The 25,824-nt window shown below is 63.6% G+C and carries 24 protein-coding genes; 8 read left to right on the plus strand and 16 right to left on the minus strand.

Going from position 1 to position 25,824, the window contains the following annotated elements; all coding sequences use genetic code 11:
• Positions 1–47: 47 nt before the first annotated feature.
• Positions 48–974 carry an SDR family NAD(P)-dependent oxidoreductase gene (locus HPC46_RS11265; RefSeq protein ID WP_179469748.1) on the minus strand — a complete coding sequence of 309 codons (927 nt, stop codon included), beginning with the start codon at positions 972–974 and terminating at the stop codon, positions 48–50.
• A gap of 297 nt (positions 975–1,271) precedes the next feature.
• Here HPC46_RS11265 and HPC46_RS11270 point away from each other — a divergent pair, with 297 nt between their 5' ends.
• A complete protein-coding gene (locus tag HPC46_RS11270; RefSeq protein WP_179469750.1) occupies positions 1,272–1,829 on the plus strand; it encodes a TetR/AcrR family transcriptional regulator in 558 nt (185 codons plus the stop codon).
• 256 nt (positions 1,830–2,085) lie between these two features.
• Here the strand turns inward: HPC46_RS11270 and HPC46_RS11275 are convergent, their stop codons facing one another.
• The 5 genes from HPC46_RS11275 to HPC46_RS11295 all read right to left on the minus strand — a co-directional run bounded on the left by HPC46_RS11275 (position 2,086) and on the right by HPC46_RS11295 (position 7,983).
• A complete protein-coding gene (locus HPC46_RS11275; protein ID WP_179469752.1) occupies positions 2,086–2,949 on the minus strand; it encodes a hypothetical protein in 864 nt (287 codons plus the stop codon).
• A 1-nt stretch (position 2,950) separates the two neighbouring features.
• Entirely contained in the window at positions 2,951–5,158 is a 2,208-nt protein-coding gene (locus HPC46_RS11280; RefSeq protein ID WP_179469754.1) for a molybdopterin-containing oxidoreductase family protein, read from the minus strand.
• 10 nt (positions 5,159–5,168) lie between these two features.
• Positions 5,169–5,546, minus strand: coding sequence for a nuclear transport factor 2 family protein (locus tag HPC46_RS11285; protein ID WP_179469756.1), 378 nt, complete (start codon positions 5,544–5,546; stop codon positions 5,169–5,171).
• The gene (locus HPC46_RS11290) at positions 5,543–6,625 is read right to left on the minus strand and encodes a phosphotransferase (RefSeq protein ID WP_179469758.1); all 1,083 of its coding nucleotides are present in this window, start codon (positions 6,623–6,625) and stop codon (positions 5,543–5,545) included. Before HPC46_RS11290 ends, HPC46_RS11285 begins: the two co-directional genes overlap by 4 nt.
• 140 nt (positions 6,626–6,765) lie before the next feature.
• A complete protein-coding gene (locus tag HPC46_RS11295) occupies positions 6,766–7,983 on the minus strand; it encodes an amidohydrolase family protein (protein WP_179469760.1) in 1,218 nt (405 codons plus the stop codon).
• A gap of 122 nt (positions 7,984–8,105) precedes the next feature.
• Here HPC46_RS11295 and HPC46_RS11300 point away from each other — a divergent pair, with 122 nt between their 5' ends.
• Positions 8,106–8,387, plus strand: coding sequence for an acyl-CoA synthetase (locus HPC46_RS11300; protein WP_179469762.1), 282 nt, complete (start codon positions 8,106–8,108; stop codon positions 8,385–8,387).
• A gap of 4 nt (positions 8,388–8,391) precedes the next feature.
• Here HPC46_RS11300 and HPC46_RS11305 read toward each other — a convergent pair whose 3' ends face one another.
• The 3 genes from HPC46_RS11305 to HPC46_RS11315 all read right to left on the minus strand — a co-directional run bounded on the left by HPC46_RS11305 (position 8,392) and on the right by HPC46_RS11315 (position 12,615).
• A complete protein-coding gene (locus tag HPC46_RS11305; protein ID WP_179469764.1) occupies positions 8,392–10,113 on the minus strand; it encodes an N-acyl-D-amino-acid deacylase family protein in 1,722 nt (573 codons plus the stop codon).
• A gap of 87 nt (positions 10,114–10,200) precedes the next feature.
• Positions 10,201–11,016: an enoyl-CoA hydratase/isomerase family protein gene (locus HPC46_RS11310; protein ID WP_179469766.1), complete on the minus strand. Its 816-nt coding sequence runs from the start codon at positions 11,014–11,016 to the stop codon at positions 10,201–10,203.
• 36 nt (positions 11,017–11,052) lie between these two features.
• Complete coding sequence (locus HPC46_RS11315; RefSeq protein WP_179469768.1) at positions 11,053–12,615, minus strand: class I adenylate-forming enzyme family protein; 1,563 nt, start codon at positions 12,613–12,615, stop codon at positions 11,053–11,055.
• 113 nt (positions 12,616–12,728) lie between these two features.
• On the opposite strand from HPC46_RS11315, the gene HPC46_RS11320 reads away from it, so the two are divergent.
• The 5 genes from HPC46_RS11320 to HPC46_RS11340 all read left to right on the plus strand — a co-directional run bounded on the left by HPC46_RS11320 (position 12,729) and on the right by HPC46_RS11340 (position 18,145).
• Complete coding sequence (locus HPC46_RS11320) at positions 12,729–14,009, plus strand: amidohydrolase family protein (protein ID WP_179469770.1); 1,281 nt, start codon at positions 12,729–12,731, stop codon at positions 14,007–14,009.
• A 120-nt stretch (positions 14,010–14,129) separates the two neighbouring features.
• Positions 14,130–14,957 (plus strand): SDR family NAD(P)-dependent oxidoreductase, encoded by an 828-nt coding sequence (locus HPC46_RS11325; RefSeq protein WP_179469772.1) that lies wholly within the window; start codon positions 14,130–14,132, stop codon positions 14,955–14,957.
• Between the two features lie 46 nt (positions 14,958–15,003).
• On the plus strand, positions 15,004–16,113 hold the full coding sequence (locus tag HPC46_RS11330) for a dihydrodipicolinate reductase (RefSeq protein WP_325096629.1): 1,110 nt from the start codon (positions 15,004–15,006) through the stop codon (positions 16,111–16,113).
• Complete coding sequence (locus HPC46_RS11335) at positions 16,106–17,305, plus strand: cytochrome P450 (protein ID WP_179469774.1); 1,200 nt, start codon at positions 16,106–16,108, stop codon at positions 17,303–17,305. Before HPC46_RS11330 ends, HPC46_RS11335 begins: the two co-directional genes overlap by 8 nt.
• A gap of 15 nt (positions 17,306–17,320) precedes the next feature.
• The gene (locus tag HPC46_RS11340; protein ID WP_179469776.1) at positions 17,321–18,145 is read left to right on the plus strand and encodes an SDR family NAD(P)-dependent oxidoreductase; all 825 of its coding nucleotides are present in this window, start codon (positions 17,321–17,323) and stop codon (positions 18,143–18,145) included.
• 6 nt (positions 18,146–18,151) lie between these two features.
• On the opposite strand, the gene HPC46_RS11345 is transcribed toward HPC46_RS11340, so the two are convergent.
• The 4 genes from HPC46_RS11345 to HPC46_RS11360 form a co-directional block, all read right to left on the minus strand.
• Complete coding sequence (locus HPC46_RS11345; protein WP_179469778.1) at positions 18,152–19,060, minus strand: SDR family NAD(P)-dependent oxidoreductase; 909 nt, start codon at positions 19,058–19,060, stop codon at positions 18,152–18,154.
• Positions 19,057–19,869, minus strand: a complete 813-nt coding sequence (locus HPC46_RS11350; RefSeq protein ID WP_179469780.1) for a thioesterase family protein — start codon at positions 19,867–19,869, stop codon at positions 19,057–19,059. The genes HPC46_RS11345 and HPC46_RS11350 overlap by 4 nt, the downstream gene beginning before the upstream one ends.
• A 6-nt stretch (positions 19,870–19,875) precedes the next feature.
• Positions 19,876–20,970, minus strand: a complete 1,095-nt coding sequence (locus HPC46_RS11355; protein ID WP_179469782.1) for a cytochrome P450 — start codon at positions 20,968–20,970, stop codon at positions 19,876–19,878.
• A gap of 146 nt (positions 20,971–21,116) precedes the next feature.
• A complete protein-coding gene (locus tag HPC46_RS11360; RefSeq protein ID WP_179469784.1) occupies positions 21,117–21,731 on the minus strand; it encodes a hypothetical protein in 615 nt (204 codons plus the stop codon).
• Positions 21,732–21,925: 194 nt separating this feature from the next.
• Between HPC46_RS11360 and HPC46_RS11365 the strand changes: the two genes are divergently transcribed.
• Entirely contained in the window at positions 21,926–22,630 is a 705-nt protein-coding gene (locus tag HPC46_RS11365; RefSeq protein WP_179469786.1) for a GntR family transcriptional regulator, read from the plus strand.
• A gap of 26 nt (positions 22,631–22,656) precedes the next feature.
• On the opposite strand, the gene HPC46_RS11370 is transcribed toward HPC46_RS11365, so the two are convergent.
• The 3 genes from HPC46_RS11370 to HPC46_RS11380 are packed head-to-tail and all read right to left on the minus strand — an operon-like array spanning position 22,657 to position 25,703.
• A complete protein-coding gene (locus HPC46_RS11370; RefSeq protein WP_179469788.1) occupies positions 22,657–23,964 on the minus strand; it encodes an acetyl-CoA hydrolase/transferase family protein in 1,308 nt (435 codons plus the stop codon).
• Positions 23,965–23,973: 9 nt separating this feature from the next.
• Positions 23,974–25,233 (minus strand): CaiB/BaiF CoA transferase family protein, encoded by a 1,260-nt coding sequence (locus HPC46_RS11375; protein ID WP_179469790.1) that lies wholly within the window; start codon positions 25,231–25,233, stop codon positions 23,974–23,976.
• The gene (locus tag HPC46_RS11380) at positions 25,230–25,703 is read right to left on the minus strand and encodes a hotdog family protein (RefSeq protein WP_179469792.1); all 474 of its coding nucleotides are present in this window, start codon (positions 25,701–25,703) and stop codon (positions 25,230–25,232) included. The genes HPC46_RS11375 and HPC46_RS11380 overlap by 4 nt, the downstream gene beginning before the upstream one ends.
• Between the last annotated feature and the right edge of the window lie 121 nt (positions 25,704–25,824).

Genomic DNA, 25,824 nt, shown 5'->3' on the forward strand with positions numbered 1-25,824 from the left:
ATCTGCCGCGAATCGTCGCTAGTGATTTGATGCGGTGCGTTGAGTTGTCATTGGTCGGGTGTCGTGACGTACCCCATTTCGTCGTACAGCGTGCGAGGAACGAGAAGCCCCGTCGTATCCAGGATCTCAGGTAGGTGCGCTGCGACGTCTTCTGCGCTGAAAGAACCGTCCGGAGCCGTCCAGCCGCGGGTGATCCCAATCTGGAGTGCCGCCACGCGGCCCATGAAGGCGCTGAACACCGTCTGGTTCGCCGTACACGCCTCGCTGGCGAGGTAGGCAACGACTGGGGCCACCTGGTCCTGGCGCAAGGTATCCAGGAATGCGCTGCCGTCGGGATCTTCTGCGCCCACCCCGGTGACGGCGTCGGCCATGCGAGTGCGGGCCATGGGCATGATCGCGTTCGCGACGATGCCGAACTCCGCACCCTCGAGCGACAGGATGTTCATCAGACCGAGCATGCCGGTCTTGGCCGCGGAGTAACCGAGCATGCCGTGCTGACCGAAAACGCCTGCGGAAGAAGACACTAGGACCACGCGGCCGTAGCGGGCGCGTTTCATTACCGCGAAACCCGGGCGAACCACGTTGAAGGCCGCCACGAGGTGGTGCCGAAGCAGCGACTCGAAGCGGTCTGTCGGCCAGTCCTCGATCGAAGCGTTAAACACGTTGCCCGCGTTGGCGACGATAGCGTCGAGGCGACCATACTCACCCTCTGCCAGATCAACCGCCAGCTGGCCGCCTTTCTCGGTACTGAGGTCCTCGGTGGACGCCACCGCCCGTCCCCCGTCGGCCACGATGGCCTTCACGACGTCTTGCGCGGGTGCCGGATCATGTCCATTGCCATCGAGGTCGCAGCCGTTGTCGGCGACCACGACGACGGCGCCGCGGCGCGCGAGCTCGCGGCTGTAGGCCGCCCCCAACCCGCGACCGCCACCGGTGACGATCACCACGCGGTCGGTGAATGAAATGGTGCTCACAGATACTTGTCCTCTTCTTCCGCCAGGCAGCGACAGCGGGGTTCGCTGTCGGTGACCATCTCGCCGTGCACACCCCGGGGGTTCCGGACGTCCGTGCCGGTCTTACTGACTAAGAATCAGCTCAGCGGAAGGGCACCGTCAACGTTCTCAGCGCAACCTGCAAGCCCCCACCATGACCTGAACACTTGACTTTGCGCGACAGAAAGCCCGTCAGCTGCAGCGCTGGGTGAGAAAATGTGCAGATGTTTCTCGTAAGTGAGAAAGAATATTTTCATGCGATTCGGGAGAGGTTTCGGGATGACGGGTCAGGACTGGGCGTTGGGAACAGACCGCAATGCCGTTGCGCGCGAACGCATCCTCTCCATGGCCTCGGATCTAGTGTCGCGGGACGGCTTCGAGGCACTCACCATCGCTGCGTTGGCCACCCAGCTGCACTGCTCGCCGGCCACGGTGTACCGCCACGCGGGCGGCAAGGCAGCCATCTCCGAGGCCCTCATCTCGCGATTCTCCGAACGGATCGCGCACGCGGTGAACGAGGCGATCGCCGACCTGCGCGGCACCGACCGGATCGTCGGGGCGATCTTGGTCGGATTGGAACACATGCGCGCCGAACCACTTGGTCAACTCATCATGGGCGACCTGCGTCCAGGACGCGACGGCGGCACGGTCAGCGCCTCACCACTGGTGAGCAAGATCTCCGAAGGCATGATCGGACACCACGATCCACTGGCCGCGCAATGGCTGTTCCGCATCACCTTCTCACTGTGGTACTGGCCGCTGAAGGACCCACGAGCCGAACGCGAACTAGTGAGGCGATTCGCCGCACCCTCGGTCACAGCTGGACTTCAGCGATGATCGACACGCCCGCGGGCGGAAGCACTCGCCCCTTCACTGCCCGGTGCGCACCAACTCCAACGCTTCGGGGGCCGGTCCAACCCGAGGGTGGGTTCGATCATCGGGGCGGGAACGACGGCGGCGGTGGGAACGCCCCCCTCACCCGCACACCGACCAGCCGCGGTTCGGGCAGGTCGAGGCATCCGGCGAGGATTTCCCTACCGACTCCGCCAGTCGACCACCGGATAGCGCGGTAGTTCTCTTTCGTGCTCCGGATTCAGAGGATGTCGAAGAGTGCGGCCGCAGAGGTGATCGCCTTGTCGCCGTTGCCTTCATCGTGGAGCAGCATACGCACTCCGACCTTGTTCGGGCCCCCGACGTACGCGCCACCCTCGACACGGAACGGGCCAACTTTGCCACGCGCCATGAACATCACGTGCCAACTGACAGTCTGCAGCCTGCGGGTGCCCGCACGATCGGCTGCGAAATCGATTGCCGCCGTCTCCAGAACCACGTGCTGCGGGCCGATGTGCAGCGCTGCGTCGGGCGATGCCAACTCGGTACTCAGCGACGGTAACATCCAGTACCCGTCGTCGCGCCGCGATGCCCCGAACGCCTGCCACAGCGGAGGCAGGTCCGGCGAATCAGCGATGACCAGTTCGGTCCCCGAAACGTCCATCCGGTCGAGCCCATCGGGCGGAATCCCGATGACTGCGCCCTGGCCCTCGTTGAACGCGATGATCCGCTGCGGGTTGTCGGCGTCGACGATCACACAGCGCCCATAACCCATCGTGCGACCCTGGTGCACGATGCCTGATCCGACGATCTGAACCTTGTTCACGTCGAAGCCGGGATCGACGATCTGCACCGACCCGATGACCGGGTTGGGCACCGCGACCATGTCGGTCTGGCACCCCTCCGGAGACGCAATCGCCAACGGGGCGGCCATGATTCCACCGGCCTCGTTGCGCATATCGCGACGGATGACCACCGTGTCGTCGACATCGCCGGTGTTCATTGCCGAGTGGTTCCGGCCGATGTAGCGGTAACTCAGCAGTCCGGTCCAGCGCTTGTACAGCTCGTCGCGGTACGCATCCTGATCATTGACCAGTGCGCGGATGTCGCGTGGCCGGTCGGTCATTTCACCGGCTTTCGCTGTTGAGTTGCGCACGCGCCACCCGTACCGGAATTCCGGTGAGTCGAGACATGCCGGAAAGTGACTCGACATCGGCGACGTCGCTCGACATCAGTTCGTTGACGTTGGCGCCACGGGCACGATTGGCGAGCTGCCATGTGCCGGATCCGTTGTGCCCCCATCCATGTGGGATCGCGATCACACCGACCACGATGTCTTTGGTGATCTCGACGTCGACCTCGATCTCCCCGGTTCGCGATGCCACCGTGATCCGGTCGCCGTCGCGGATCCCCAGCGGGTCGGCATCGAGTTCGTGCATCAGCGCACGATGCCGGCGTTCGCCGCGCATCAGCGATGACGTGTTGTGCATCCATGAGTTCTCCGACTTCGGCTCACGCATGCCGATGAGCTGCATCGGGTAGTCGTCAGGGCTATCGTCCCGCGACAGCTTGTCGACCTCACCGCGGATCTCGTCGTGCTCCAGCTTCATTCGCCGGCTTCGATACGCCACCATCGACGGGAGTACACCGGTCGGCAGATAATCCGAAAGCACCTTTCCGTGTGGATGCTCCTTGGTGAGGCGGCCGAACGTAAGCCCAGACTTCTTCAGCCCGAAGCGATCCCCGCCCTCGGACAGGCGGACAATCGCGTCGGCGAGCACGCGGGGATTCATCCGCTTGCCCCCCAGCCGGAGCGCTCGTCGGATGACCGCCAAAACCGCGAACATCGGTGTGTGCCTGGCGAGGCGTTGCATCAGGTCGTCGAAGATCTCCCACTCGCCGCGCGCATCACCTCGCGGGGGCACCACCGCCTCGGTTGTCTGCCGGAACGCGGTCGCCTGGAAGCCCTGAAAAGTGAGCGCGAAGTCGTCGCGTTCGTACATCGTGGTGACGGGCAGGATGTAATCGCACAGCCCAGTCGTCTCGGTGACATAGAGATCCAGTGCGACCGACAGCTCGAGTTCGGCTATTGCGGAGGCGAGTTCGTTGCCGTTGGGCACCGTCAACACCGGGTTGCCGGCGCTGACTAACAGCGCCTTGATCTGCCCGTTCCCGGGAGTGGTGATCTCTTTGGCCATCAACGCCGCCGGCTCGTAGCCGGTGACGAGCGGGAAGCTTCCGACGCGGGTTCGCTTCTTGCGGTAGGCACTGCGCAGCCTGCTGCCTAGTACGGTGTTGGTCCATTTCATGCCCGGGATCTGCAATCCGCTGAAGACCGATCCGCCGGGTACGTCGAGGTTTCCCGCCGCGAGGTTGACCGCATCCAAGAGGTACGACGTGAGGGTGCCGAACTCCCCCACACAGGTACCCAGCCGACCGTACAGAGCCGCGCGCCGCGCACCAGAAAGTTCGTGGGCGAGGGCGCGCACCGCATCGGGCTCGATCCCAGTACGAGCGACCGTATGTTCAGGAGACCACGGTTGCGCGAGTCCGCGAAGCCAGTCCAGTCCGTCGGCCTGGCGGTCGGCTCGGCCGCGGTCGACCAGGCCGTCCTCGAAAAGCACATGCAGCAACGAGAGCAGGAAGTAGGGGTCACTGCCCGGACGTATGCCCAGCCACTCGAATTGTGTTGCCGTCTCGGTCCTGCGGGGGTCGACGACGACGACTCGGCCGCCGTCCTTGACGATGTCGCGCAGACGGTCGTGGATCCGCGGTGCGGTCAGAAAGCTACCATGCGATACAACCGGGTTGGCGCCCACGATCACCAACAATTCGATGCGTTGCAGGTCGGGGATCGGAACTGAAGTTGGTGTACCGTAGAGGAATTGGCTTGCCAGAAGCCGGCTGCTCGTGTCCTGGGTCGAAGCGCTGAAGTTGTGACACTTCGCGCCCCGCCGGCCGCCGAGCCCTTTGACGAACATTGTCAGCCACATCAGGTGTGCGTAGCTGAACGCGGCAGGATTGCCCATATAGCAACCGATCGCCCCCGGTCCGTGCGCTCGCAGGATCGCCCCGAGACGGTCGGCGATGTCCGACATCGCCTCGTCCCAGGACACCGGCTCGAAGCCCGCCGCCGTGCGGCGTAGCGGCGTCGTCACCCGGTCCGGATCGTTCTGCACCTCGGTGAACGCGATGCCCTTCTGGCACGCGAAACCGCTCGACAGCGGGTGCTCCTTGTCCGGCCGTAGTGCCACGAGTCGGCCGTCGTCCACGGTCGCGACCATGCCGCACAGCGGTTCGCAGATCCGGCAGTACGTTGTGTGCTGTTCGACCATGCCACACCTCTCAGTGCCACGTGCCTTGCTTGTAATCGCTGTTCCACACCTCGGTGATCCGACCGAGGACTACGCGAAACACTTCAATGCTGCTGATCGTCATGTCCGTGCCATCGCTGAAGCGCATGGGTGACTCGTAGACGACGGCGACATATTCACCATCGTCGACGACGACCTTGAGGGTGAAGCTCATCTCCTCGAACATCGCCAGTGAGTCCACGATGCGCTGGACCGCCTGCTCGTGGGTCTGCACGACTGCTTCACCCACCTCGTGGCGTATCACGGTGTCGCCCATAAGCTCGTCGGCCAGCGCGAAATCCCGCTGCCCCCAGACAACGTGGTTGTACAGCTCCACGACCTCGCGTGCGGACCGGCTTGTGCTCGTCACGCCACCACCTCGTATGCGGCGGTGTCGTCGATTGCGGCCACGGCGCGGTCGACGAGGGCCAGGCACAGGGCCTGAGATCGTGGCGCCATGGTGTCCCAGCCAGTTAACAGAATCGTGGGTATCACGATCCAATACGCGGTAGCGGCGCGGTACTGTCGCCACGCGTCGTCAAAGGCGTAGTCATCACCGCCTGACGTCCGGAAGCGGTCGAGGTATTCGCGCACCAGCGCTTCGTCGCCCGCATCGCGGCGCACCTCCGTCGGCAGACTCTGACTGATCAGGTAGGCGACATCGACGGCACCGGCGCCATGGGCCATGAACTGCAGGTCGATGACCTTCAGCCGCGCTCCGTCGAAGAACATGTTGTCGGCCCGGATGTCACCGTGCAATAGCACCGGCTGTTCGGCCATGACAGTCAGCGCAGTCGGCGCATGTGCGGCGAAGCCCTCCGCGTATCGGGTCACCGCACCAGACACCACCGTCTCCGAGCGCTCGCGATAGACCTGCCAACCCGACGCGAACATGGGAACGAACAAGTCGCGCGCGACCGGTCCATCGATGCTCGGAAAAAGCATCGGGACGCCTGCATTGGCCGGTTGCCGTGACCACGCGTGCAAGGCTGCCAACTCCTCGAGACATAGCCTGGCCCGGTCGATCGTCAGGCCGACAAGATGGTCGCCGCTTTCCCAGGATTCGAGGTCTTCGAGGATCAGGACGAAGTCGTCACTGGAGCACGCGATGTCGGCGGCGTACACGCGCGGAGTGGAGATCGGCACGCTGTTGGCGAAACGCTGATAGAACAGCAGTTCCCGTTCGTAGCCGCCGAGCACACTGATCGCCGCTCGCACTTCCGGTTTCGCCGGGAGTTTGGCAACCACGGTCGCGGGGACACCAGCGCTGCCGACAAGGTGCAATCGGTAGATCCGAGAAGCGAACCCGGTGTCTTCCGCGATCTGTTCGGCGCACACGTCGGTCACCAGGACCCCCTCACCGAGCTGGGACCGGAATACCTGGGTGAGCCATGGCGGGGTGATGTCTCCGACGGTCTTCGGCACCTCTCGCAGAGCTGGATCCGCCATGCTCTCCTCTGATGCTGGCCGGTCAACGACAATTGAGAAACTACCTTACCGTAGATCGTAAATATCTATTCTCGATGATCATGGCGGCATCGCTTAGAGATGCGAGGACCCATACGTTTACACGACAGTGCTCCCTGCTTTCAACGAATCAATGATGCTCTCGATCGTGGAAAGTTCAGCATCCGGCGGGCGTTGTCCTCGACGATGAGCTGGCATTCCTCGTCGGGCACCTTGGCCAGCACCTCGCCCGCCCTCTTTCGCGAGTTCGGCCAGTTGGAGTCTGAGTGCGGGTAGTCGATCTCCAGGGTGATGCGGTCGACTCCGATCTTGTAACGGTTCTCGACGCCGTGTTCATCGTCGATGAAGCAGCCCCAGAAGTGATCCCGCCACAGGTCCGACGGCCGGGTGTCAAAGTCGATCGGCTGGTAGTAGCGGTGGCGCTCCCACACGAAGTCAGTGCGCTCCAAGATGTAGGGCACCCAACCGATCCCGCCCTCTGACAGCGCGATCTGCAGCTTGGGAAACTGCTGAAGCTTGCCTGACAGCAGCAGGTCGACAGTCGTCCAGGCGAGATTCGAATTGAACAACGTGAAGGCGACCGCGAACGGCGAATCCATCGCCACCGGGGGCATATCGCTGTCCAGGTCCGAGACCAGCTGGCGAGGATCGGGATTGAACGACGAGAACGAGAAGCCAGGGACAAACCCGCCCGATCCGAAGTGCAGCGACACCGGCATCTCCGCCTCCGAGCAGACCGCCCACAGCGGGTCCCAGTACTTCGAGTGGAACGACGGAAGACCCAGCGGGACGGGACTGTCGGGGAAGCTGATCGAACGAGCGCCCTTGGTCGCTGCCCGCTCCGCCTCAGCCACCGCATCGTTGATGTTCCAGAACGGCACCAGCGCCATGGGGATGAAGCGATCCGGAGCTGTGGCGCACCACTCGTCGATGTAGAAGTCGTTCCACGCCTTGATGCACAGCACCGACAACTCTTTGTCCTGGCCGCGGAAGAACATTCCACCGGCGAATCCCGGGAACGACGGGAAGCACATCGCCGACTGAATGCCGTCGATATCCATGTCGGGGACGCGCGCCGTGGGGTCATAGCAGCCCGGCAGCATGTCCTCGTACCGGACGGGATCGAGCCCCCATTCCGCGGGCGGCTTGCCGGCTACCGCATTCAGTCCGATGTTGGGATACACCTGTCCCTCGTACCGCCACATGTGTTTACCGTCATGCTCGATAATCTGCGGACCGGCTTCCTTGAACTTGTCCGGAAGCCGGTCCTGCCACACCCGGGGATGCTCAACGAGGTGGTCGTCAACCGAGACGATCTGCATATCGTCTTGCAAGGGCATCGCGCGCTCCTAAGCTGAGAATCGTGACAAGTGGCCGATACTCGGCGTCTGTTTGACAGACTAGACAGTTGGCGCGGCCAAGATGCACGATTAGGAGAACGATTATTTCCGAGAATGAGAGAGTGCCGATACTGCGCAAGGCTGTCGGAGACCTCGGTGAGAACGACCATGACCTGCTGACTTTCGACGAGGCCGGCGGCCGGTTGCAGAACGAGATCCACCGCGCCGCGACATTGGTGGCTGAACTGCAGCAGACCGACAACACCACGGACCTCGATCGTGCACAGGCCCGACTTGCGGCGCTCCAGAAGGCCGCGCAGCGGATCAGTGAATACCGCACCGACGGTGCCGATTTCGAGAGGCTCTTCGGCTATTCCGCCAATTCGCCCGACGACAGCCGCTGAATGATCAAACGGGTGCCGGCTGACGGCCGCGAACCAGCTTGCCCGGGCGGGCGGCGGTGGGCACACCGCATTCGGCGATGACCTCGCCGCTGACCACGGTCAGAACGTAGCCGTCGGCGGTCTGGTCAAGCCGTCGTCCGCCCGAAGGAAGGTCGTGGGCGACTACGGGCCTGCGCAACCGAAGCGCATCGTGGTCGATGACGTTCAGGTCTGCTTTGAAGCCCAAGGCGATTCGGCCGCGGTCACCCAGCCCGACAACCCCGGCCGGCACCGACGTCAGCTCGCGAACCGCCTCGGCCACGGACATCCGACCAGCTGGCCGATCACGGACCCAGTGCGTCATCACGTAGGTGGGAAAGCTGGCATCGCAGATCATTCCGTAGTGTGCTCCACCGTCGCCGAGTCCAAGGACGACGTCCCGACGCCGGATCAGCTCGGCGACCGTATCCAGGGATCCGCCGCGGAAATTGGCCATTGCGACCAGCAGCATGGCGCGACCGTCGTCATCGAGCAGTCTGTCGTAAGCCTCCTCCAGCGGGCTCACGCCACGCGCGCGCGCCCGCTGCGCAATGCTGTCACCGGGCTCGGGCTCGTAGTTGGGTGGATCGCCCATCGGGAACATCCAGTCGAACGCCTGGGCGGCCAACATGAGTGGATGTCCCTCAGCCGTCGGCGCGTCATTGAGGATCCGTTCGCGCACCGCGGGTTTACGCATCTCAGCGACCCGCTCGGCCAGCGGCAAAGCAGCAAGTTCCTGGTAACTCGGATACAAGATGAACGGATTGCCCGATAATTCCAGACTCAGTACCAGCCCGATTGGGCGCGGAAAGATCTGCGCGCTGATCTGTCCTCCCGCCGCGTTGGCCTTGTCGACGATCTCCAGCGCATCGATGAACTGCGGGTCGCCCGCATTGCCGATGACGAGTGTGAACGTCACCGGCAGGCCAACGTCGGCCGCGACGTCGAACACCGTCTTCAGCACCGGCTCGTAGGCGTCGGTGACCAGGTCGGGGACGAACTGAAGCAGTCCACCGCCCGCGGCTTTGATGCCACGCGCAATCGCCTCGTACTCGGCATAGGCCGCCCCGTAGCTGGGTATCGGGACTCCACTTTCGCTGCGGTGCACCATCATCTGGGACGATGCGAAGCCCAGCGCGCCAGCGGTCATCGCTTCGGCCGCCAGCGTGCTCATGAGCTCAAGGTCACCGGCGGTAGCGGGTTCACGGTCGACTCCCCGCTGACCCATCACATAGACGCGCAACGGTGAGTGCGGCAAGAACGCCGCCACATCGATGTCACGCGCGCGAACGTCGAGTGCATCAAGAAACTCGGGAAAGGTCTCCCACGTCCACGGTAGGCCGTCGGCCATCACCACACCCGGAATATCCTCCACGCCGGCCATCACATCGACCAGCGTCTCGTGGTCCTCAGCGCGGCAGGGGGCGAAACCCACACCACAATTCCCCATCACCGCAGTCGTCACACCGTGCGCCGAGGAGGGCGTGAGACGGTCAGACCAGATCGCCTGTCCGTCGTAGTGGGTGTGAAGATCGATAAAGCCCGGAGTCACAAGCAATCCAGTGGCGTCGATCTCACGCGACGCCTCATCCTCAACCGACCCGATGCCGACAATGATTCCCGCCGAGATCGCAACGTCTCCGACGAACGGCTCACCGCCAGTGCCGTCCACGATCGTGCCGTTGCGGATAATCAGATCGCAAGCCATAAGATAAACGTACGGCGTCAGCGGTCGGATGAGAACAGGCATTCTCTGTGAACACGGTTCATGCTGACCCGCGCCCCCGTGCGTTGACTACAGTCGCCCCGCTATGCGAAGCGCGGGATGAACCCATTGAGGTGAGCGTCGATCCTTGAACGCTCGAAATCCTTCGACAGCCTCCAGACCTTGGAGACTGGCCTGCATGCCGATCCGGTCACATAGCCCGAGGAAGTCATCGAGACTAGATTTGATCGATGCCCGTGCGTTCGGCGCCGTCCGACAGCATTGGGCGAGTACGTCGTAAGCGCCCTCGAGTAGGTCCTCGTGCGCCACGACCCGGCTGAACATTCCCCACTCCTGTGCCTCAAGGGCACTGAGCGTTCGTCCGGTGAACATCAGGTCACGTGTGCGAGCCGGACCGATGAGCCGCGCGAGCATCTGGCTGTAATAGGTGTCTGCGATCCCGCGGTATAACTCGGGAACTCGGAAGCTGGCTCGATCGCTGATCACGGCCATGTCAGCGCACAGCGCCATTTGAAGCCCACCACCCTGGCAGAGGCCGTTGACGGCGGCGACGACAGGTTTCACCGATTGGCGTAAGGCATCGAAGGGGGTGACGTCGAAGCCCAAAATTGTGCCGAAACCTATCCAATCGTCGTCGTTGCCGGCCGCGCCGCCCATGTCACCACCCGGCGCGAACACGTCACCGGTACCCGTGATGAGCAACCCTGCCAGGTCGGGATCATCGTCGACGAGCCTGATTGCGTAACGGACGCCGAAGTACATGGCCCCTGTCATCGCGTTGCGCGCCCGCGGCCGGTCAATTGTGCAGACGCCGAAGGGTCCCTGCCGGGTGAACCGGAGGTAGGGCGTACCCAACCAGTCACCGTCCGGCGGAGTGGCAGTCATTGCAGTCTTCCTCTCGCCCACAGGAATGAGCACTTGCTAGGAGAAGCGCTGTCGCAGTTCGGCCTTCAATACCTTTCCGGTGAGATTGCGCGGCAGCGCGTCAACCAACTCGACGCGTTCTGGCCATTTGTACCTGCTCAAACCCTGCGCATCGCAGTGCGCGGCGAGGTCCGCGACCGCGACCGTCGCACCGGCAGTGGGCACCACGATCGCGCACACCCGCTCGCCAGTCCGCTCGTCGGGAACTCCGATGACGGCGACGTCGTCGACGTGTGCGTGCGTCGCCACGGCCTCTTCCACCTCCTGCGCCGAGATGTTCTCCGCATTGCGGATGATGGCGTCCTTGAGCCTTCCGGTCACCCGCACATTTCCGTCAACATCCACACACCCCTGATCCCCGGTTCGGAACCAACCGTCGGCATCGAATGCATCAGTGTCAAGGGTGGAATCGACGTAGCCAAGGAAGCACTGCGGACCCTTGAGCCGCAACTCGCCCAGCGCACCGGGTTCGGCGTCAGATTCTCCCTGACCGACCACTCTCACGTGGACGCCGGCCACCGGGTGTCCGACTGTGTGGTCGAGCACCTCCGGACCCGCCGTCGCAGAAGGCGTTGTCGCGACCGGGAATTCGGTCAGCCCCCAGGCGTTCGCGATGCCTGGCACGCCGAGGCCATCCCGGACCCGCTGCGCCAGTTCGGCAGTGATCGGCGCGCCGCCTCCCGTACAGCCGCGAAGTTCTCCAAACAACGGTTGTGTGCCGTGCCGGTCCTGCGCGGCCAGATAGGCGGCGAAGAACGGGGTTGCCGACCCCAACAGTGTCGGACGATGAGCCGCCATCGCAAACGGTGTCGTTGCCGGATCGAACGCGTCGAAGAGCACCAGCCGCATTCCGGTGATCAACGCCGCCGCCAACGTCGCCGCGCCCCCGATGTGAGAGACGGGAAAGGCAATCGGATAGATGTCGTCACTGACTGTCCCCACCAGATTCAGGATTCCCGAGGTACCCGCAATGATTGTGGCGTCGCTGTGCTGAATTCCCTTGGGCGCCGAGGTAGTACCTGATGAGTAGTAGATCCACCGCACCACCCGAGACGACGTCGGGACGGGGCCTAGCTGGTCGGGTTCGCCCGTGGGTAGACGCAAATTCAGGTTGGCCGGCGGCCCATCGAAGTCCAGCACCACCGCGCGTGTTCCGTGCGATTGCGACATCTGTTGGGCGAGGGCGGCGTGGTCGTACCCCCGCCACGCGCGCGGGACGATGTACACCTGTGCGCCGATCTGCGATAACGCGTGCGTGACTTCGTTCTTCCGCCAAATCGGAAGGATGGGGTTCTGAACTGCGCCCAGCCGTGACAATGCAACCATCACGACCATGGTCTCCAATGTGGTGGGCAGCTGCCACGAGACGACAGTTCCCCCGGTGACGCCCCGTTCGGCGAGCGCCGCCGCGGTCTGCAGGCCAGCGTCGCGTAGGTCGCGGGTCGTGAGTTCCCGGCCATAGTCGTCTGACAGCACAACATGACTGGGTCGCGACCGCGCGGCGTCATCCACCAGGTTCCAGTAAGTGTTGTCGGCCGCTTCGGACGATTCCGCTGCCATGACTGCCATCGTCTCCTATTGGATGCGGTAGATGAGATCGTCAACCGCTATGGACCACCGTTTGTATGCCGGTATACTCACATACAGTTGACTGGCGAACAGGAAGGTCTGATGTGAACAAAGACGACATGATTCTGGTCAGCGTTGACGACCACCTCGTCGAGCCGCCCGACATGTTCCGCAATCACCTGCCCAAGAAATACCTCGATGAGGCGCCGCGGCTGGTTCACAATCCCGATGGCAGTGACAGCTGGCAGTTCCGCAACGTGTCGATTCCGAACGTGGCACTGAATGCGGTGGCAGGGCGCCCCAAGGAGGAATTCGGCCTGGAGCCGCAGGGGCTCGACGAGATCCGGCCGGGGTGCTACCAAGTCGACGAGCGAATCAAGGACATGAACGCCGGTGGCATCTTCGGGTCGATCTGCTTTCCGTCGTTCCCCGGCTTCGCCGGCCGCCTGTTCGCCACCGAGGATCCTGAGTTTTCTCTCGCACTCGTGCAGGCTTACAACGACTGGCATGTCGAGGAATGGTGCGGGGCCTACCCGGCGCGCTTCATCCCCATGTGCCTGCCGGTCATCTGGGATGCCGAAGCCTGCGCCAAGGAGATCCGGCGCAACGCCGCCCGCGGTGTGCACGCGTTGACGTTCACCGAAAACCCGGCGGCCATGGGCTACCCGTCGTTCCACGACGACTACTGGCGACCGGTCTGGGAAGCCTTGGTCGACACCGACACCGTGATGAACGTGCACATCGGGTCGTCCGGCAAGCTGGCCATCACCGCCGCCGATGCACCGCTTGACGTGATGATCACGCTACAGCCGATGAACATCGTCCAGGCCGCCGCGGATCTGTTGTGGTCCAAGCCCATCAAGGAGTACAAGGACCTCAAGATCGGACTGAGCGAGGGCGGCACCGGCTGGATTCCCTACTTCCTCGACCGCGCCGACCGCACCTACGATCTTCACTCCACGTGGACGGGCCAGGATTTCGGAAAGCAAAAGCCCTCGGAGGTGTTCCGTGACCACTTCCTGACGTGCTTTATCTCCGATCCGATCGGGTTGGAACTGCGTCATCACATCGGTATCGACAACATCTGCTGGGAAGCCGACTATCCGCACAGCGACTCGATGTGGCCCTCTGCGCCCGAAGAGCTCGATGAAGGGCTCAAAGCCCACAACGTCTCAGACGACGACATCAACAAGATGACCTACGAGAACGCCTTGCGCTGGTATCACTGGGACCCGTTCACCCACGTCCCCAAGGAGCAAGCGACCGTCGGCGCGTTGCGCAAGGCCGCCGAAGGCCACGACGTCTCCGTCAAAGCCCTGTCCACCCGGGAGAAGACCGGCGCTGGCGCGGACGTCCTGCAGGCGGCGACTCAGCAGCTGCGCTAACAATGCAGTCGGCCGCGGGGGCCGCGCGGCTGCTCAGCCGATAAGCAGAATTCTCACTTCCAAGAATGGATAGTGTGTAGTTCGCCCGTGCAGTCGGGACGGGACGAGAGGATTGATGACGTGGCGGGCAAGACCATCGTCATAACCGGCGCCAGCGACGGCGTTGGAGCAGCGGCGGCCCACCGTCTGATCGCCGATGGCGAGAACGTCGTCATTGTGGGCCGCTCACCGCAGAAGACCAAAGCGGTCGCCACCGAGACGGGAGCCGACTTCTTCGTCGCCGACTTCTCCGAGCTCGACCAGGTACGTCAGCTTGCCGACGACCTCAAGGAGCGCTATGAGCGCATCGACGTCCTGGCCAACAACGCCGGCGGCATGGTGGAGTCTGACCGGCCGACGGTGGATGGCCACGAGAACGTCCTGCAGGTCAACTACCTCGCGCCATTCCTGCTGACGAACCTGTTGCTGGATCGTCTGATCGAGTCGCGCGCCAAAGTGGTCAACACCTCGAGCGCGTATCAGCCGCTGATTCGGAAGGTCAGTGTCGACGACCTGCTTCACGACGGCCGGACCAGCGGCATGAAAGGTTATGCGCTGTCCAAGATCGCGATCAACATGTTCATCTTGGAACTGGATCGGCGCTATCGGTCTGAGGGCCTCACCAGCGCGGCGTTCCATCCGGGCTGGGTGGTCTCCAACTTTGCGCCGGGGTCGAGTTCGCGTGGGATCGCACTCTTCCAGGCCACCGGCATCGGCCGACTCATCGGCACGACACCCGAGCAGGGATGCGACCAGCTCGTCTGGCTGGCCACGACCGCGGCCGGCCGCGGCTGGACGTCCGGTGAGTACTACGTCAAACGGAAGGTCGGCAAGAACCACAAGATCACCCGCGACCGCGAAGCCGCGCGCGAATTGTGGGATCGCACCGCGGCGTTGTTGGCCCTCTGAGGTCGGGACGACGATGACTGGTACCACGAGGCCCAGACTTCGTGTCGTGCACGTGGGCACCGGGCTCACCGGACGGGAGGCGTTGGGGGCGATCATCGACGATCCCGCACTCGAGCTCGTCGGCGTCGCAGTTACGACACCGGAGAAGGCCGGGGTCGACGCCGGTAGCCTCTGCGGCCGCGCCGACGTCGGCGTGAGGGCAACCGACGACGTGGACGCGGTCATCGCATTGCGACCGGACTGCGTGTGTTATTGCGCCACTGCGGTCCGGCGCGAGGCGCAGGCGGTCGAGGACATCGCCCGTTACCTGCGATCCGGCATCGACGTCGTGGCGATCTCGACCATCCCGCTGGTCTACCCGCCCGCGGCCCCACAGGAGTGGCTCGACACCATCGGGTCCGCAGCTGACCAAGGTGGGGCGACGTTTTACGCGACGGGCAGCGAGCCGGGCTTCATCAGCCTGAACGTCCCCACCGCTCTGCTTGCCGGCGCTGGGCGGGTCGATGCGTACCGAATGGACCTCTACGCCATCCGGCTCGATGAGCAATATCCCATTTGGGATGTCTTGCACGAGTCGATGGGTTTCGGTAAGCCCGACGGTTATGTGCCGGCGCGCATCGCCTATGGCAAGGTCGAAGCCGACTGGTCAACCGTTGTCCGCTACGTCGCCGACATCCTCGGACTCACTCTCGATGGCCTCGAAGTCGACTGGGAGACAGTACTGACTCCGACTGACCTTGACACCGCTATCGGGGTGGTTCCGGCCGGCACGATCTGTGCGCACCGGTGGCGGCTCGCCGGGACAATAGACAAGCAACCCATCGTCGCAGTGCAGTACTTCGCCGCGGTGTCGAACGCACCATGGCCGTCTCACTGGCCCGACCCGGGCCGGCTGACGGGCGGGATGTCGTTCCACATCTCGGGCCGCCCAAGCTTTCGGTTCGACTTCGAATTCGACGAGGCCGAAATCGGCGACATCGTCAACCCCGGCGTCACCGCCACGGCCATGGCGGTCGTCAACGCCATACCGGCCGTCGTTGCCGCCGCGCCCGGCATCATCAAGGTTCCGTTGTCAGGCCCGTCAATCGTGACTCGGCGCGCCACCCCTAGTCCAGCCCCAGTGATCACCCGGGAACAGGAGTTACGCCATGGTTGAAGCCACAGCGAGCGACGTCTATTACGACCCATACGATTTCGACATCGACTCAGATCCCTATCCGTATTGGAAGCGCCTGCGCGACGAGGCGCCGCTCTACCACAACGAAAAATACGGCTTCTATGCGCTGACCCGTTACGACGACGTGCAGCGTGAACTCCACAACTGGGAGACCTTTCGGTCGGGCAAGGGCACGATCCTGGATTTCTTGGTCAACAACATCGAGGTGCCTCCCGGCATCCTGCTCTTCGAAGATCCGCCGATCCACGACCTGCACCGGAAGATGCTGTCGCGGGTGTTCACTCCGCGACGGATGAACGCCATCGAACCGTTGGCGCGCAGCTTCTGCGTGGAAGCACTCGAGCCACTCGTCGGTGAGTCCGGATTCGACTTGATGACCGTGCTGGCCAAGCACATGCCGATGCGTGTCATCGGGGCGTTGCTCGGCATTCCGGAAAGCAGTCAGGCCACCATCCGCGACGGCGCCGACGACTTCCTCGCCATCTCCGAAGAGGGATTCGGCGAGTTCAAAGACGACCCGTTCGCGAACATGTTCCAGCTGTTCGCCGACTACATCGACTGGCGCGCTGACAATCCGTCCGACGATCTGATGACCGATCTGCTGCACACCGATGTCGAGGAGGCGGACGGCACCGTCCGTCGGCTGACCCGTGACGAGGCACTCGCTTACAGCGTGATGATCGCCGGCGCCGGGAACGAAACCACCACCCGCCTGATCGGTTTCGCCGGGCAGCTGCTCGCCGACCACGACGACCAGCGCCACGAACTCGCGGCCAACCCGGCTCTCCTCGGCGGCGCTGTCGAGGAGGTCCTGCGTTACGAAGCACCCTCGCCGGTGCAGGCGCGCTACGTCGCCCGTGACGCCGAATTCTATGGACAGCAGGTGCCGGAAGGGTCCGCAATGTTGCTGATCAACGGTTCGGCCAATCGAGATGAACGCCATTACCCGGATCCTGATCGCTTCGACGTCCATCGCAAGGGGAGCCATTTGAGCTTCGGGGTCGGCCTGCACTTCTGCCTGGGATCCTCGTTGGCGCGGATGGAAGCCCGCGTGGCACTCGAGGAAGTGCTCAAGCGGTGGCCCGACTGGAGCGTCGACTACGACAACGCCGAAAAGGCACATACCCAGAGCGTGCGCGGCTGGGCGAAGCTGCCGCTCGTAATCGACTGATACGGCAGGAATCGCGTGCGGTACCTCAACCGAGTCGCCGTCGTCACCGGTGCAGGTTCCGGCATCGGCCGCGCGCTCACGTGCGCCCTCGCGCGTGAGGGCGCACGCGTCGCGGCCGCCGATATCGACTCCTCAGGACTAGCCGACACCCAGGCCCTGTCCGGCTCCGATCGGGTGAGCGCCTATCCACTCGACGTCACCGACCGGGCGGCAGTCCTGTCGTTCGCACACGACGTGCGCCGAGACCTCGGATGCGCGTCACTGGTGTTCAACAACGCCGGAGTCGACCTCTACGCCAGCGCAGCAGACATGTCCTTCGCCGACTTCGACTGGCTCATGGCGATCAATGTCGGCGGTGTGGTCAACGGCACCAAGGCATTTCTGCCACAGCTGATCGAGGCCGGATCCCCGCAGCGGCCCGCGCGTCTCGTCAACATCTCCAGCGCGTTCGGGCTGATCGCGTTCGCCTATCAAAGCGCCTACAGCGCTTCGAAATTCGCCGTGCGGGGCTTCACCGAAGCCGTTCATCAGGAAATGCTCGTCGAGCGCCATCCAGTGACCGTGCACAGCGTGCACCCCGGCGTCGTGCACAGCAATTTCGGGATGAACATGCGTACAGCCGACACCGAGGACCGCGGCAAAGCCGTGCAGCAGTACGAACGCGCGGCCCGGACATCGCCGGACAAGACGGCCGAGCTGATCCTGCGCGGGGCCGACAGAAACCGGCCGAGAATCGTCATCGGGCCCGACGGCTGGGTGGCCGCCGCGCTGCCGCGGTTGATCGGCGTGCGGTATACCGGATTGATGGCATGGGCCACCCGGCTGAACAACAGGCGGTAGGACGACTCACCAGGTGGGGACGGCAGGCAGCTCCTGCGCATCGCCGATCCCGCCAATCTCATCGAGATTGGCGGCAATGTCTTCCGCGGTCAGCGACGACCGCCAAATACCCGGACTCCGAACCACCGCGATGCGTGCGATCCCGCCAAGACCCACCTGCAGCACTTCGCCGTTGAGCGGGCACGTGCGGTGCGCCAGGAATACAGCCGCAGGAGCGCACTGGTCCGGAACCATGGCCGAAGCGAGGTTCGCCGTCGCACCGTCGGGCGGCGCAAGGTTCGCGGCCATCTGGTCAGCCTGCGAAGCCGACATCCGGGTGTAGGCGCGCGGAGCGATCGCATTCACGGCGATGCCGTGTGCGACGGCTTCCACCGCCAGGGTGCGGGTGAACCCGAATATCGCGCATTTCGCCGATCCGTATGGGGTGACCCCGGGCAGTCCACCCAGCATCACCTCGGAGACGGTGTTCACGACCCGGCCGTGATTCGCCCGCACGAAGTGGGGCCACGCCGCGCGGGTGACGTTGATGGTGCCGAAGTAGTGCACGTCCATCAGAGTGCGGAATTGCCCAGGATCGGTGTCCGCGAATAAGCCGCCGAGACCGAGTCCAGCGTTGTTCACCACCGCATCGATCCGGCCGTAGGTGTCCACGGCCGCAGCGACGATCGCGGCGGCTGATTCCTCGTCGGCCACCGAGCCGTAGCACGCGATCGCCTCCCCACCATGCGCCCTGATCTCCCCCACCACCTCATCTGCAGGGTCAGAGGAGGGCGCGCTTCCGTCGACCTGGACGCCAAGGTCGGCGACCACAACGCGGGCTCCGCGGGCCGCGAACGACAGCGCGTGGCTGCGGCCGACTCCTCGGCCGGCGCCGGTGACGACAACTACCTCGTCGTCGAACCGGAGCTCGCTCACGTTGCCACCCGGGGGCGTAGCAGCTGTGCCTGTTGGATCTTGGCGATCGCGCCGCGCTGATCGAACAGCGTGCCCACCGAGACTCCGACACCATCGGGACCATAATTCGTTTCGGCCCGCACACCGATCCAGTCGCCGTCAGGAACCCGGTGGATGTGCACTGCCAGATCGGTGTTCATGAACATCCAGTCGAGCATCTCGATCCGGGTACCCAGCCCATTGGCCATATCGGCCATGGTGAACAGCCGCTCCAGTGGCGTCATCACCTCTCCCGCAACCAGATTGACGATGGGTCTGGCCCACGATTCGGCGGGAATATCGTGCAGCTCAGTGAGCATGCGCCACTCCAGGCTGGTGATGTAGCTCTGTGCGGCGGTCCCGTCGACCTCGAACCGGGCGGCCTCCGTGACCGGGCGCAGCGGCAGATCCGCCGCGAACGTCAGCGCCTCGGTATCAAACCGGGCGAACCGCCAGGCGGCGGCTTTAGCGACAGTGCGAAATCCACCACCGGGGGCCGGAGCGAGCATTTCGGCGCTCACTAATTCGATCTTCGAACCCGTCCGCTCCAATTGCGCGATCACCCACAGCTCGTCAGAAATCGGCACCGGACCGAGCAGATCTACCACCACCCTGGTCAGACGAACGTCCTGGCGGGGACTGCATCGCTCCATGGCGCGTACGAGTAACGCCGACACCGGCGCTGCGTTCTGGATCGTCGGATCCCACCCACCGCGGACGTACTCGGTCGCGCTGAATCGCTCACCGAACAAGTCGTTTTGGTCGATACGCTCGTAGTAGGAATCCGCCATCAGCAGCTAGAGAGTCAAGAGGAGCTTGGGCTGATAACGCGCCTTCACTCCAGTCCAGCTCGGCGTAAACCCTTCGGCTACACGCATATTGGGGAACCTGTCCATCAACAGGTTCATCCCGACCTCGATCTCGCTGCGGGCGAGCATCGCGCCGAGGCAGAAGTGCCGCCCGCCGCCGAACGCAAAGTGCTCTCCGGTGTTGTTGAATACCTTCTCGTGATCCAAATCCGTTCGCCGAGGATCGAATACGTCGGCATGGTCGAAACGCCGTTCATCCCGATTCGCGCTCGCGATAAGCAATACCACCAATGACCCAGCCGGAATGAACTGACCGTGGAGCTCGACATCCTCGGTGACCTGCCGGCTGTTCATCTGCGACGGCGGGATGTAGCGCAGCGCCTCGCTGATCGCCGCGGTGACCTTGGAGCGATCTTGGCGCATCTCCTCGAAATACTCGCGCCGCTCGAGTACCAATGCGATCATGCTCGCCAGCGCCTTACCCGTGGTCTCCGAGCCGGCATTGAGAAGCTGAGTGATGTGGGTCTTGACCTCGATATCGTCGAACATCTCGCCGTCGACTTCGGCGGTCACCAGGGTAGAGATGAGGTCGGAAGCGGGATTCGCGCGTCGCTCGGCGATGATCGGCGTCAGGTATTCCCACAACTCGGCAGTCGCAGCCCGCCCGATCCGATCGATCTCGGGATCAGAGCCGAATGCACCGACGAAATTGGTATGGGCCGTGTACCACCCTTTGAAGCGCGGGTAATCCGACCGCGGCAGCCCGAGCATCTCGGTAATGACAAACACGGGAAGGTAGTTACAGAACTCCTCGACGATGTCGATCGTCTGGCCCGGCTCGAACCGGCTGGCAAGATGTTCGGCGGCGCCGGCGGTGGCATCCCCCAGGATGGCCACGGCATTCCGTGTAATTACGCCGTGCCACGCCTCCAGGCCCTTACCGCGGAAGTAGGGGGTCACCAGCGCACGCTTGCGCGCGTGCTCTTTGCCGTCCATCTGGAGAAGCGAGCGCCCGAACACCGGCTCGATAATCCGCTCGTAGCTGCGTGAGCTGAAGATCGGATCCCGGTAGGCCTTCGCCACGTCGGCGTGCCGACTGATCAGATACCCGTTCAGATCGGGGTCGTAGTGCGCAGGCTCCTCGGCACGCAGCCTTCGATAGAACGCGTACGGGTCAGCAGCGACTTCGTCGGAGAAGAAGGTCGGGATGTCGGACAGAGTGGTTTCGCTCACGACGCGCCCCCCACCGAGAGCCGCCGGTGCGGTCCCGCTGCAATCTTGGGTTCAAGCACCGCGCGAAGCTGTTCGAGTTCATAGAACTCGTCAGCAGTGATCTCCCGGAGATCGGTGGCCGGCGAGTGATAAATATGTTCGCCGACGAGCCGCGGCTCCTCGTTGTAGACGAAGTACATCGACGTCCAGTGATCCTCGATGAAATATCCGTCGAGTTCCCGATCGGCGATATCGTGCCCCTTGGCTCGTGCCGCACGACCGCGCAGGTGCTGGTGGACGAACTGCTCCTGGGAGAATCCCCAATCGTTGACGGAGATGAGCTCTTGCTCCTTGGTCTGCACGGTCTGCCCATTTTCGACAAGGGGCGCGTAGAAGTCGTTCTTGACCTCGTCCATGCCGTCGTAGACGCGATATCCCGTCTGGGGAGTGCAGATTCGATACACCGGATGCTCAACGGTCATCGTGGGGGCGAGGAGTTCCTCGAAACGACCGCAGTACTCCAGCATCGCGTGCATGCGGTAGTTCTCCATGATCGCGATGTGCAGAGGGTTGTCGAGCTGGTCGATCAACCGTTCGGCCGCAGAGAAGATATTCGCTAACTCGTCAGACACTGTCGCCCTTCCGCCATGGCACCATCGTGTGCCGCTCTTCTGATTCGGGGTCTGGAGTTGCTACTCTGGGCTACCAGCTGGACATTCGCATACAAGCATGCACCAGGCCACCAGGCCTGGCCCGACTGGGCCGGCGGCCCGAGAAGGCTGATCGTGCGGCCACCTCTCGGAGGACGAGAGAGAGGACTCCTTCGGTGCAACCGAATCCGTTCGCGACCACTTCGGCCGCGCAGCACCGCTCGTCGTCGGCCGTCGGCGATGTATTTGTCGCGGTCCGCGACGGGATCCTCTCCGGGGCTTTTGCGCCAGGGCAGACGATCACCGAAAGCGAGATCGCCACTCAGCTCGGGGTCAGCCGCACGCCCGTGCGGGAAGCCCTGCGCGAGCTTGAGATACAGGGTCTGCTGACCCGCCATCACCGACGAATCTTGGTGGCCAGCCTGTCGGCTGCCGAGGCCGAAGATGTTCACGAAATCCGGGTTGCCCTGGAAACGCTGGCGGTTCGTCAGGTGATTGCCCGCCAGCCGGTCGACACGATCGTCCCGCAGCTCGAGAGAACGATCTCCGAAATGCGTTACGAGATCAAGAGTGGCGACACGGCGATGGCGCTGTCGTCTGCGCGCGCATTCCATCAGGCGATCTTCGAGGCGACCCATAACAAAATGCTGACGCGATTCCTCGACCAAGTCTATAACCGCGTCGACCAGTACCGGTTCTACAACTCCAGCCAACGCAGCTCTGCGCGCCTGCGTCGCACCATCGAAGAGCACGTGGCAATCGTCAGCGCGATTCGCGACGGCGACGTTGAGCGGGCCGAGAAGCAAATGCAAGCGCACCTGTGTGCCAGCCACGATTTCGACGCCACCACCCACGGTAACGATGCCGGCAAATCCGGCTGAGGGCGCCGTAACACACAACGACGCCGTCATGATCCCGCACGCATTCGGTCACGAAAGTCGGGATGACACACGGCAATAAGTTCGCGGGCGCGTTCCTCCAGCGTGCGACCAGTCAGCCGCGCGATTCCGTACTCCGTGACTACGAAATCAACCAGCACCGCCGGTAGCGTTACGACACTTCCAGTTTCGAGGGTCGGCACTATTCGCGAGTACTTGCCACCCCCCGCTGTAGACGGCAGCGCGACGATGCATCGTCCACCACGGGACACCGATGCTCCAATAGCGAAGTCGAGCGAACCGCCGGTGCCGGCGACCTGTCTCCCGCGCAGGAACTCGGAATTGACCTGACCGCGCAGATCCACCGCGATAGCGGAGTTGAGCGCGTAGAAGTTGCTGAGAGCACCGATGATCCGGACGTCATGGGTGTAGGACGCCAATCGCATGCTGACCGCGGGAGACGTTGCCGCAAAGCGATACAGTTCCTCGGATCCGTGCAGCTGGTTGGCTACCAGCAGCCCCTGATCGATCTCCTTACGTTCACCGGTGAGCACTCCTTTTTCATGCAGCCGCCGCATCCCATCGGTCAACAGTCCCGAGTGCATGCCGAGTTCACGACGGCCGCTGAGTGCTCCGAGTGCAGCATCCGGAATTGCCCCGATGCCGACCTCGATACACGCCCCGTCCGGCACCAACTCCGCCACGTACGCGCCGATGCGTTCGGCCACCTCGTCGACGATTGCCGGCGAGGCGACCGCCAACGGCTCGTTGACCTCGACAAACCAGTCGATCTCTGAAACGTGCAGACGCGCCTCGGACCACACCCGAGGCATTGCGGCGTTGGTCTGGGCGATGACGACGGGGGCTTGGTAGGCCGCCATTGCGGCGAAATCAGTACTAGTACCGAACGAACAGTAACCGCCTTCGTCGGGCATGGACAGGTTCAGCACGGCGACGTCGGGTGCAATGTCGCCGTCTTCCAAGAGGCGGCAGATGGTGTGGATCGATCCGGGCATGTAGCTCGCGGCGCCGCTGGCGACGGCCTTGCTGGCCGAGCCTCCGGGGGAATATGTCAGCAGGCGAAACCCGCCCGTCACCTCCGGATCGGCCAGCAGCCCACGGGTGCCCCGCACCGATTGGAAACCCCGGCACGTGCCCAGCACGCCCTCGGCGATCATGGCATCGATCAGGACCGTTGGCTCTCCCTCATAGGACGTGAACACGAGGAGACTGCCTGCGGGCACCTTGGTTGCCGCCGTGCGAGCATCCACCGCACGGCTGCGGTACAGGTCGCGCCAGTCGGTTCTGGGCCAACTCGCTTCCATCTGGTCTGCCACGGTGCGGGCTCAGACCTCCGCCGGGACTGCGCCGAGTTCCGTCGCGCCGGAGGCGACCAGATTGTCGATGTCCTTATTCGTGTACGCGAGCAGCTCGTGCAGTACCTCTACGGTGTGCTCGCCGAGCATCGGCGAAGGACGCAGCGGTTCCCGTTCCCGCCCAACGAATTTGATCGGACGTCCGGTCATCTTGACGGTACCGGCAATCGGGTGCTCGACCTGTTCGATCATCCCCCGGGCTTCAGTGTGGGGTGCCACCACCACCTCGCTGACCTTCTGCACCGACGCGTTGGGGATATCCGCCTCATCGAGCGCCGCGGACCACTCGGCACGAGTCTTGGTGATCAGAACCTCTTCGAGGATCTCTGTGAGTTCCGCCTTGTTGGCGACGCGCAGATCGTTGGTCGCAAACCGCTCATCCCGCGACAGCTCCGGGCGCCCGATGACGTCACACAGCCGCCGCCAGAACTGCGTCTGGAACGCGGCGATGATGATGTCGCCGTCCTTGGCGTGATAGGCCCCGTAGGGCACGATGCTGGGATTACCGGACCCCACCGGACCCGGGTCTTTCCCCGTCAGGAAATAGTCGGTCAGGTAGTAGTGCATCAACCCCAGCATCGAGTCGTACATCGCGATATCGATGGCGGCGCCGCGGCCGGTGACCGACCGTTCGCGAACCGCGGCCAGGATGGCGATGATGGCGTAGAGCCCGCCTGCCAGGTCTCCCATCGCGACGCCAAGCCGTGACGGCGGCTGGTCCGGATGACCGGTGACTGACATGGCGCCGGTCATCGCCTGCGCGATCACGTCAAAGGCGGGCCGATCCCGAAGCGGGCCATACGCACCGAAGCCGGAGATCGAGGCGACCACGATGCCGGGATTCACCTCACGCAACGCTTCGTAGTCCAGGCCCAGCCTCGCCATCACGCCGGGACGGAAGTTCTCGATGACGACATCGCACTTGGCCGCCAGTTCGCGCGCGACCCGAACGCCTTCGGGATTCTTCAGATCGAGAACGACGCTCTTCTTATTGCGGTTGGCGGTGATGAAGTGGGTGCTCTCCCCGTTGGCCTTCGGCCCGCTGTAGCGCGAGTCATCACCCTTACCGGGGCGCTCGATCTTGATGATCTCGGCGCCCAGGTCGCCCAGCATCATCGTCGCGAACGGACCCGCAAGCACACGGGTGAAATCGAGAATCCGGATTCCGGACAGTGGTCCGGCGAGTTCGCCGGCGCCGTTGGTGGTTGGTTCTACAGAAGTGTCGGTCATCGCGGCTTCTCTCCGTCGGTCTTTCGCGGTAGTTCGATCTCGACCTCACCGGCGGCGGTGACAATGCCGCGTTGATCGGTCGCGGATATCTCAGCCCTCACCACCGATTTGCCGTCCACCTCGGCCTTGCTGGTGACGTGTCCGGCTAATGTGGTCAGATCGCCTTGCAGATTGAACCGGCGCAGCGTCACGTTCAGCTTCCGCAAGGTGCCGTGGTCACCAGCCCAGTACGTCGCGAGCGTGCACAGCCATGCGATCCGCTCAGGACCGTAGTCATAGGCCGCGGGCACCCCGACGCTGCGGGCGTACTCGTTGTCCCAATGGCCGCGTGACGGCCCCTCGGGGATGCCCTGATGATTGGGGCGGCCCGCCTTTGGATGCTTGGCCAGATAGTCGTACCAGTAGCTGTGTGTCTTCAGGAACTGCCCGCCATAGACCCGCATGAAGCACACCGAGTTCGTTGCGGTCAAGTCCAGGGGCGTGGTGTACGACGTCGTCGTGTGATTCTTCGATGTGATGGTTCAGGCGGTCAGTGCCGCGGGGGTGGCCTCCTGTTCGGTCGGTGAGCTCTGATCGGCTCGGGATTTGCTG

It is taken from the genome of Mycolicibacterium vinylchloridicum (assembly GCF_013404075.1).
Lineage (GTDB): Bacteria > Actinomycetota > Actinomycetes > Mycobacteriales > Mycobacteriaceae > Mycobacterium > Mycobacterium vinylchloridicum.

What these genes read in the sequence shown, in the direction of transcription:
- HPC46_RS11290 (WP_179469758.1), bottom strand. Translation starts at nt 6,625, where the DNA reads ATGGCGGATCCAGCTCTGCGAGAGGTGCCGAAGACCGTCGGAGACATC.
- HPC46_RS11375 (WP_179469790.1), bottom strand. Translation starts at nt 25,233, where the DNA reads ATGACCGACACTTCTGTAGAACCAACCACCAACGGCGCCGGCGAACTC.
- HPC46_RS11305 (WP_179469764.1), bottom strand. Translation starts at nt 10,113, where the DNA reads ATGGCTTGCGATCTGATTATCCGCAACGGCACGATCGTGGACGGCACT.
- HPC46_RS11335 (WP_179469774.1), top strand. Translation starts at nt 16,106, where the DNA reads ATGGTTGAAGCCACAGCGAGCGACGTCTATTACGACCCATACGATTTC.
- HPC46_RS11280 (WP_179469754.1), bottom strand. Translation starts at nt 5,158, where the DNA reads ATGGTCGAACAGCACACAACGTACTGCCGGATCTGCGAACCGCTGTGC.
- HPC46_RS11315 (WP_179469768.1), bottom strand. Translation starts at nt 12,615, where the DNA reads ATGGCAGCGGAATCGTCCGAAGCGGCCGACAACACTTACTGGAACCTG.
- HPC46_RS11275 (WP_179469752.1), bottom strand. Translation starts at nt 2,949, where the DNA reads ATGACCGACCGGCCACGCGACATCCGCGCACTGGTCAATGATCAGGAT.
- HPC46_RS11295 (WP_179469760.1), bottom strand. Translation starts at nt 7,983, where the DNA reads ATGCCCTTGCAAGACGATATGCAGATCGTCTCGGTTGACGACCACCTC.
- HPC46_RS11350 (WP_179469780.1), bottom strand. Translation starts at nt 19,869, where the DNA reads ATGGCGGATTCCTACTACGAGCGTATCGACCAAAACGACTTGTTCGGT.
- HPC46_RS11310 (WP_179469766.1), bottom strand. Translation starts at nt 11,016, where the DNA reads ATGACTGCCACTCCGCCGGACGGTGACTGGTTGGGTACGCCCTACCTC.
- HPC46_RS11270 (WP_179469750.1), top strand. Translation starts at nt 1,272, where the DNA reads ATGACGGGTCAGGACTGGGCGTTGGGAACAGACCGCAATGCCGTTGCG.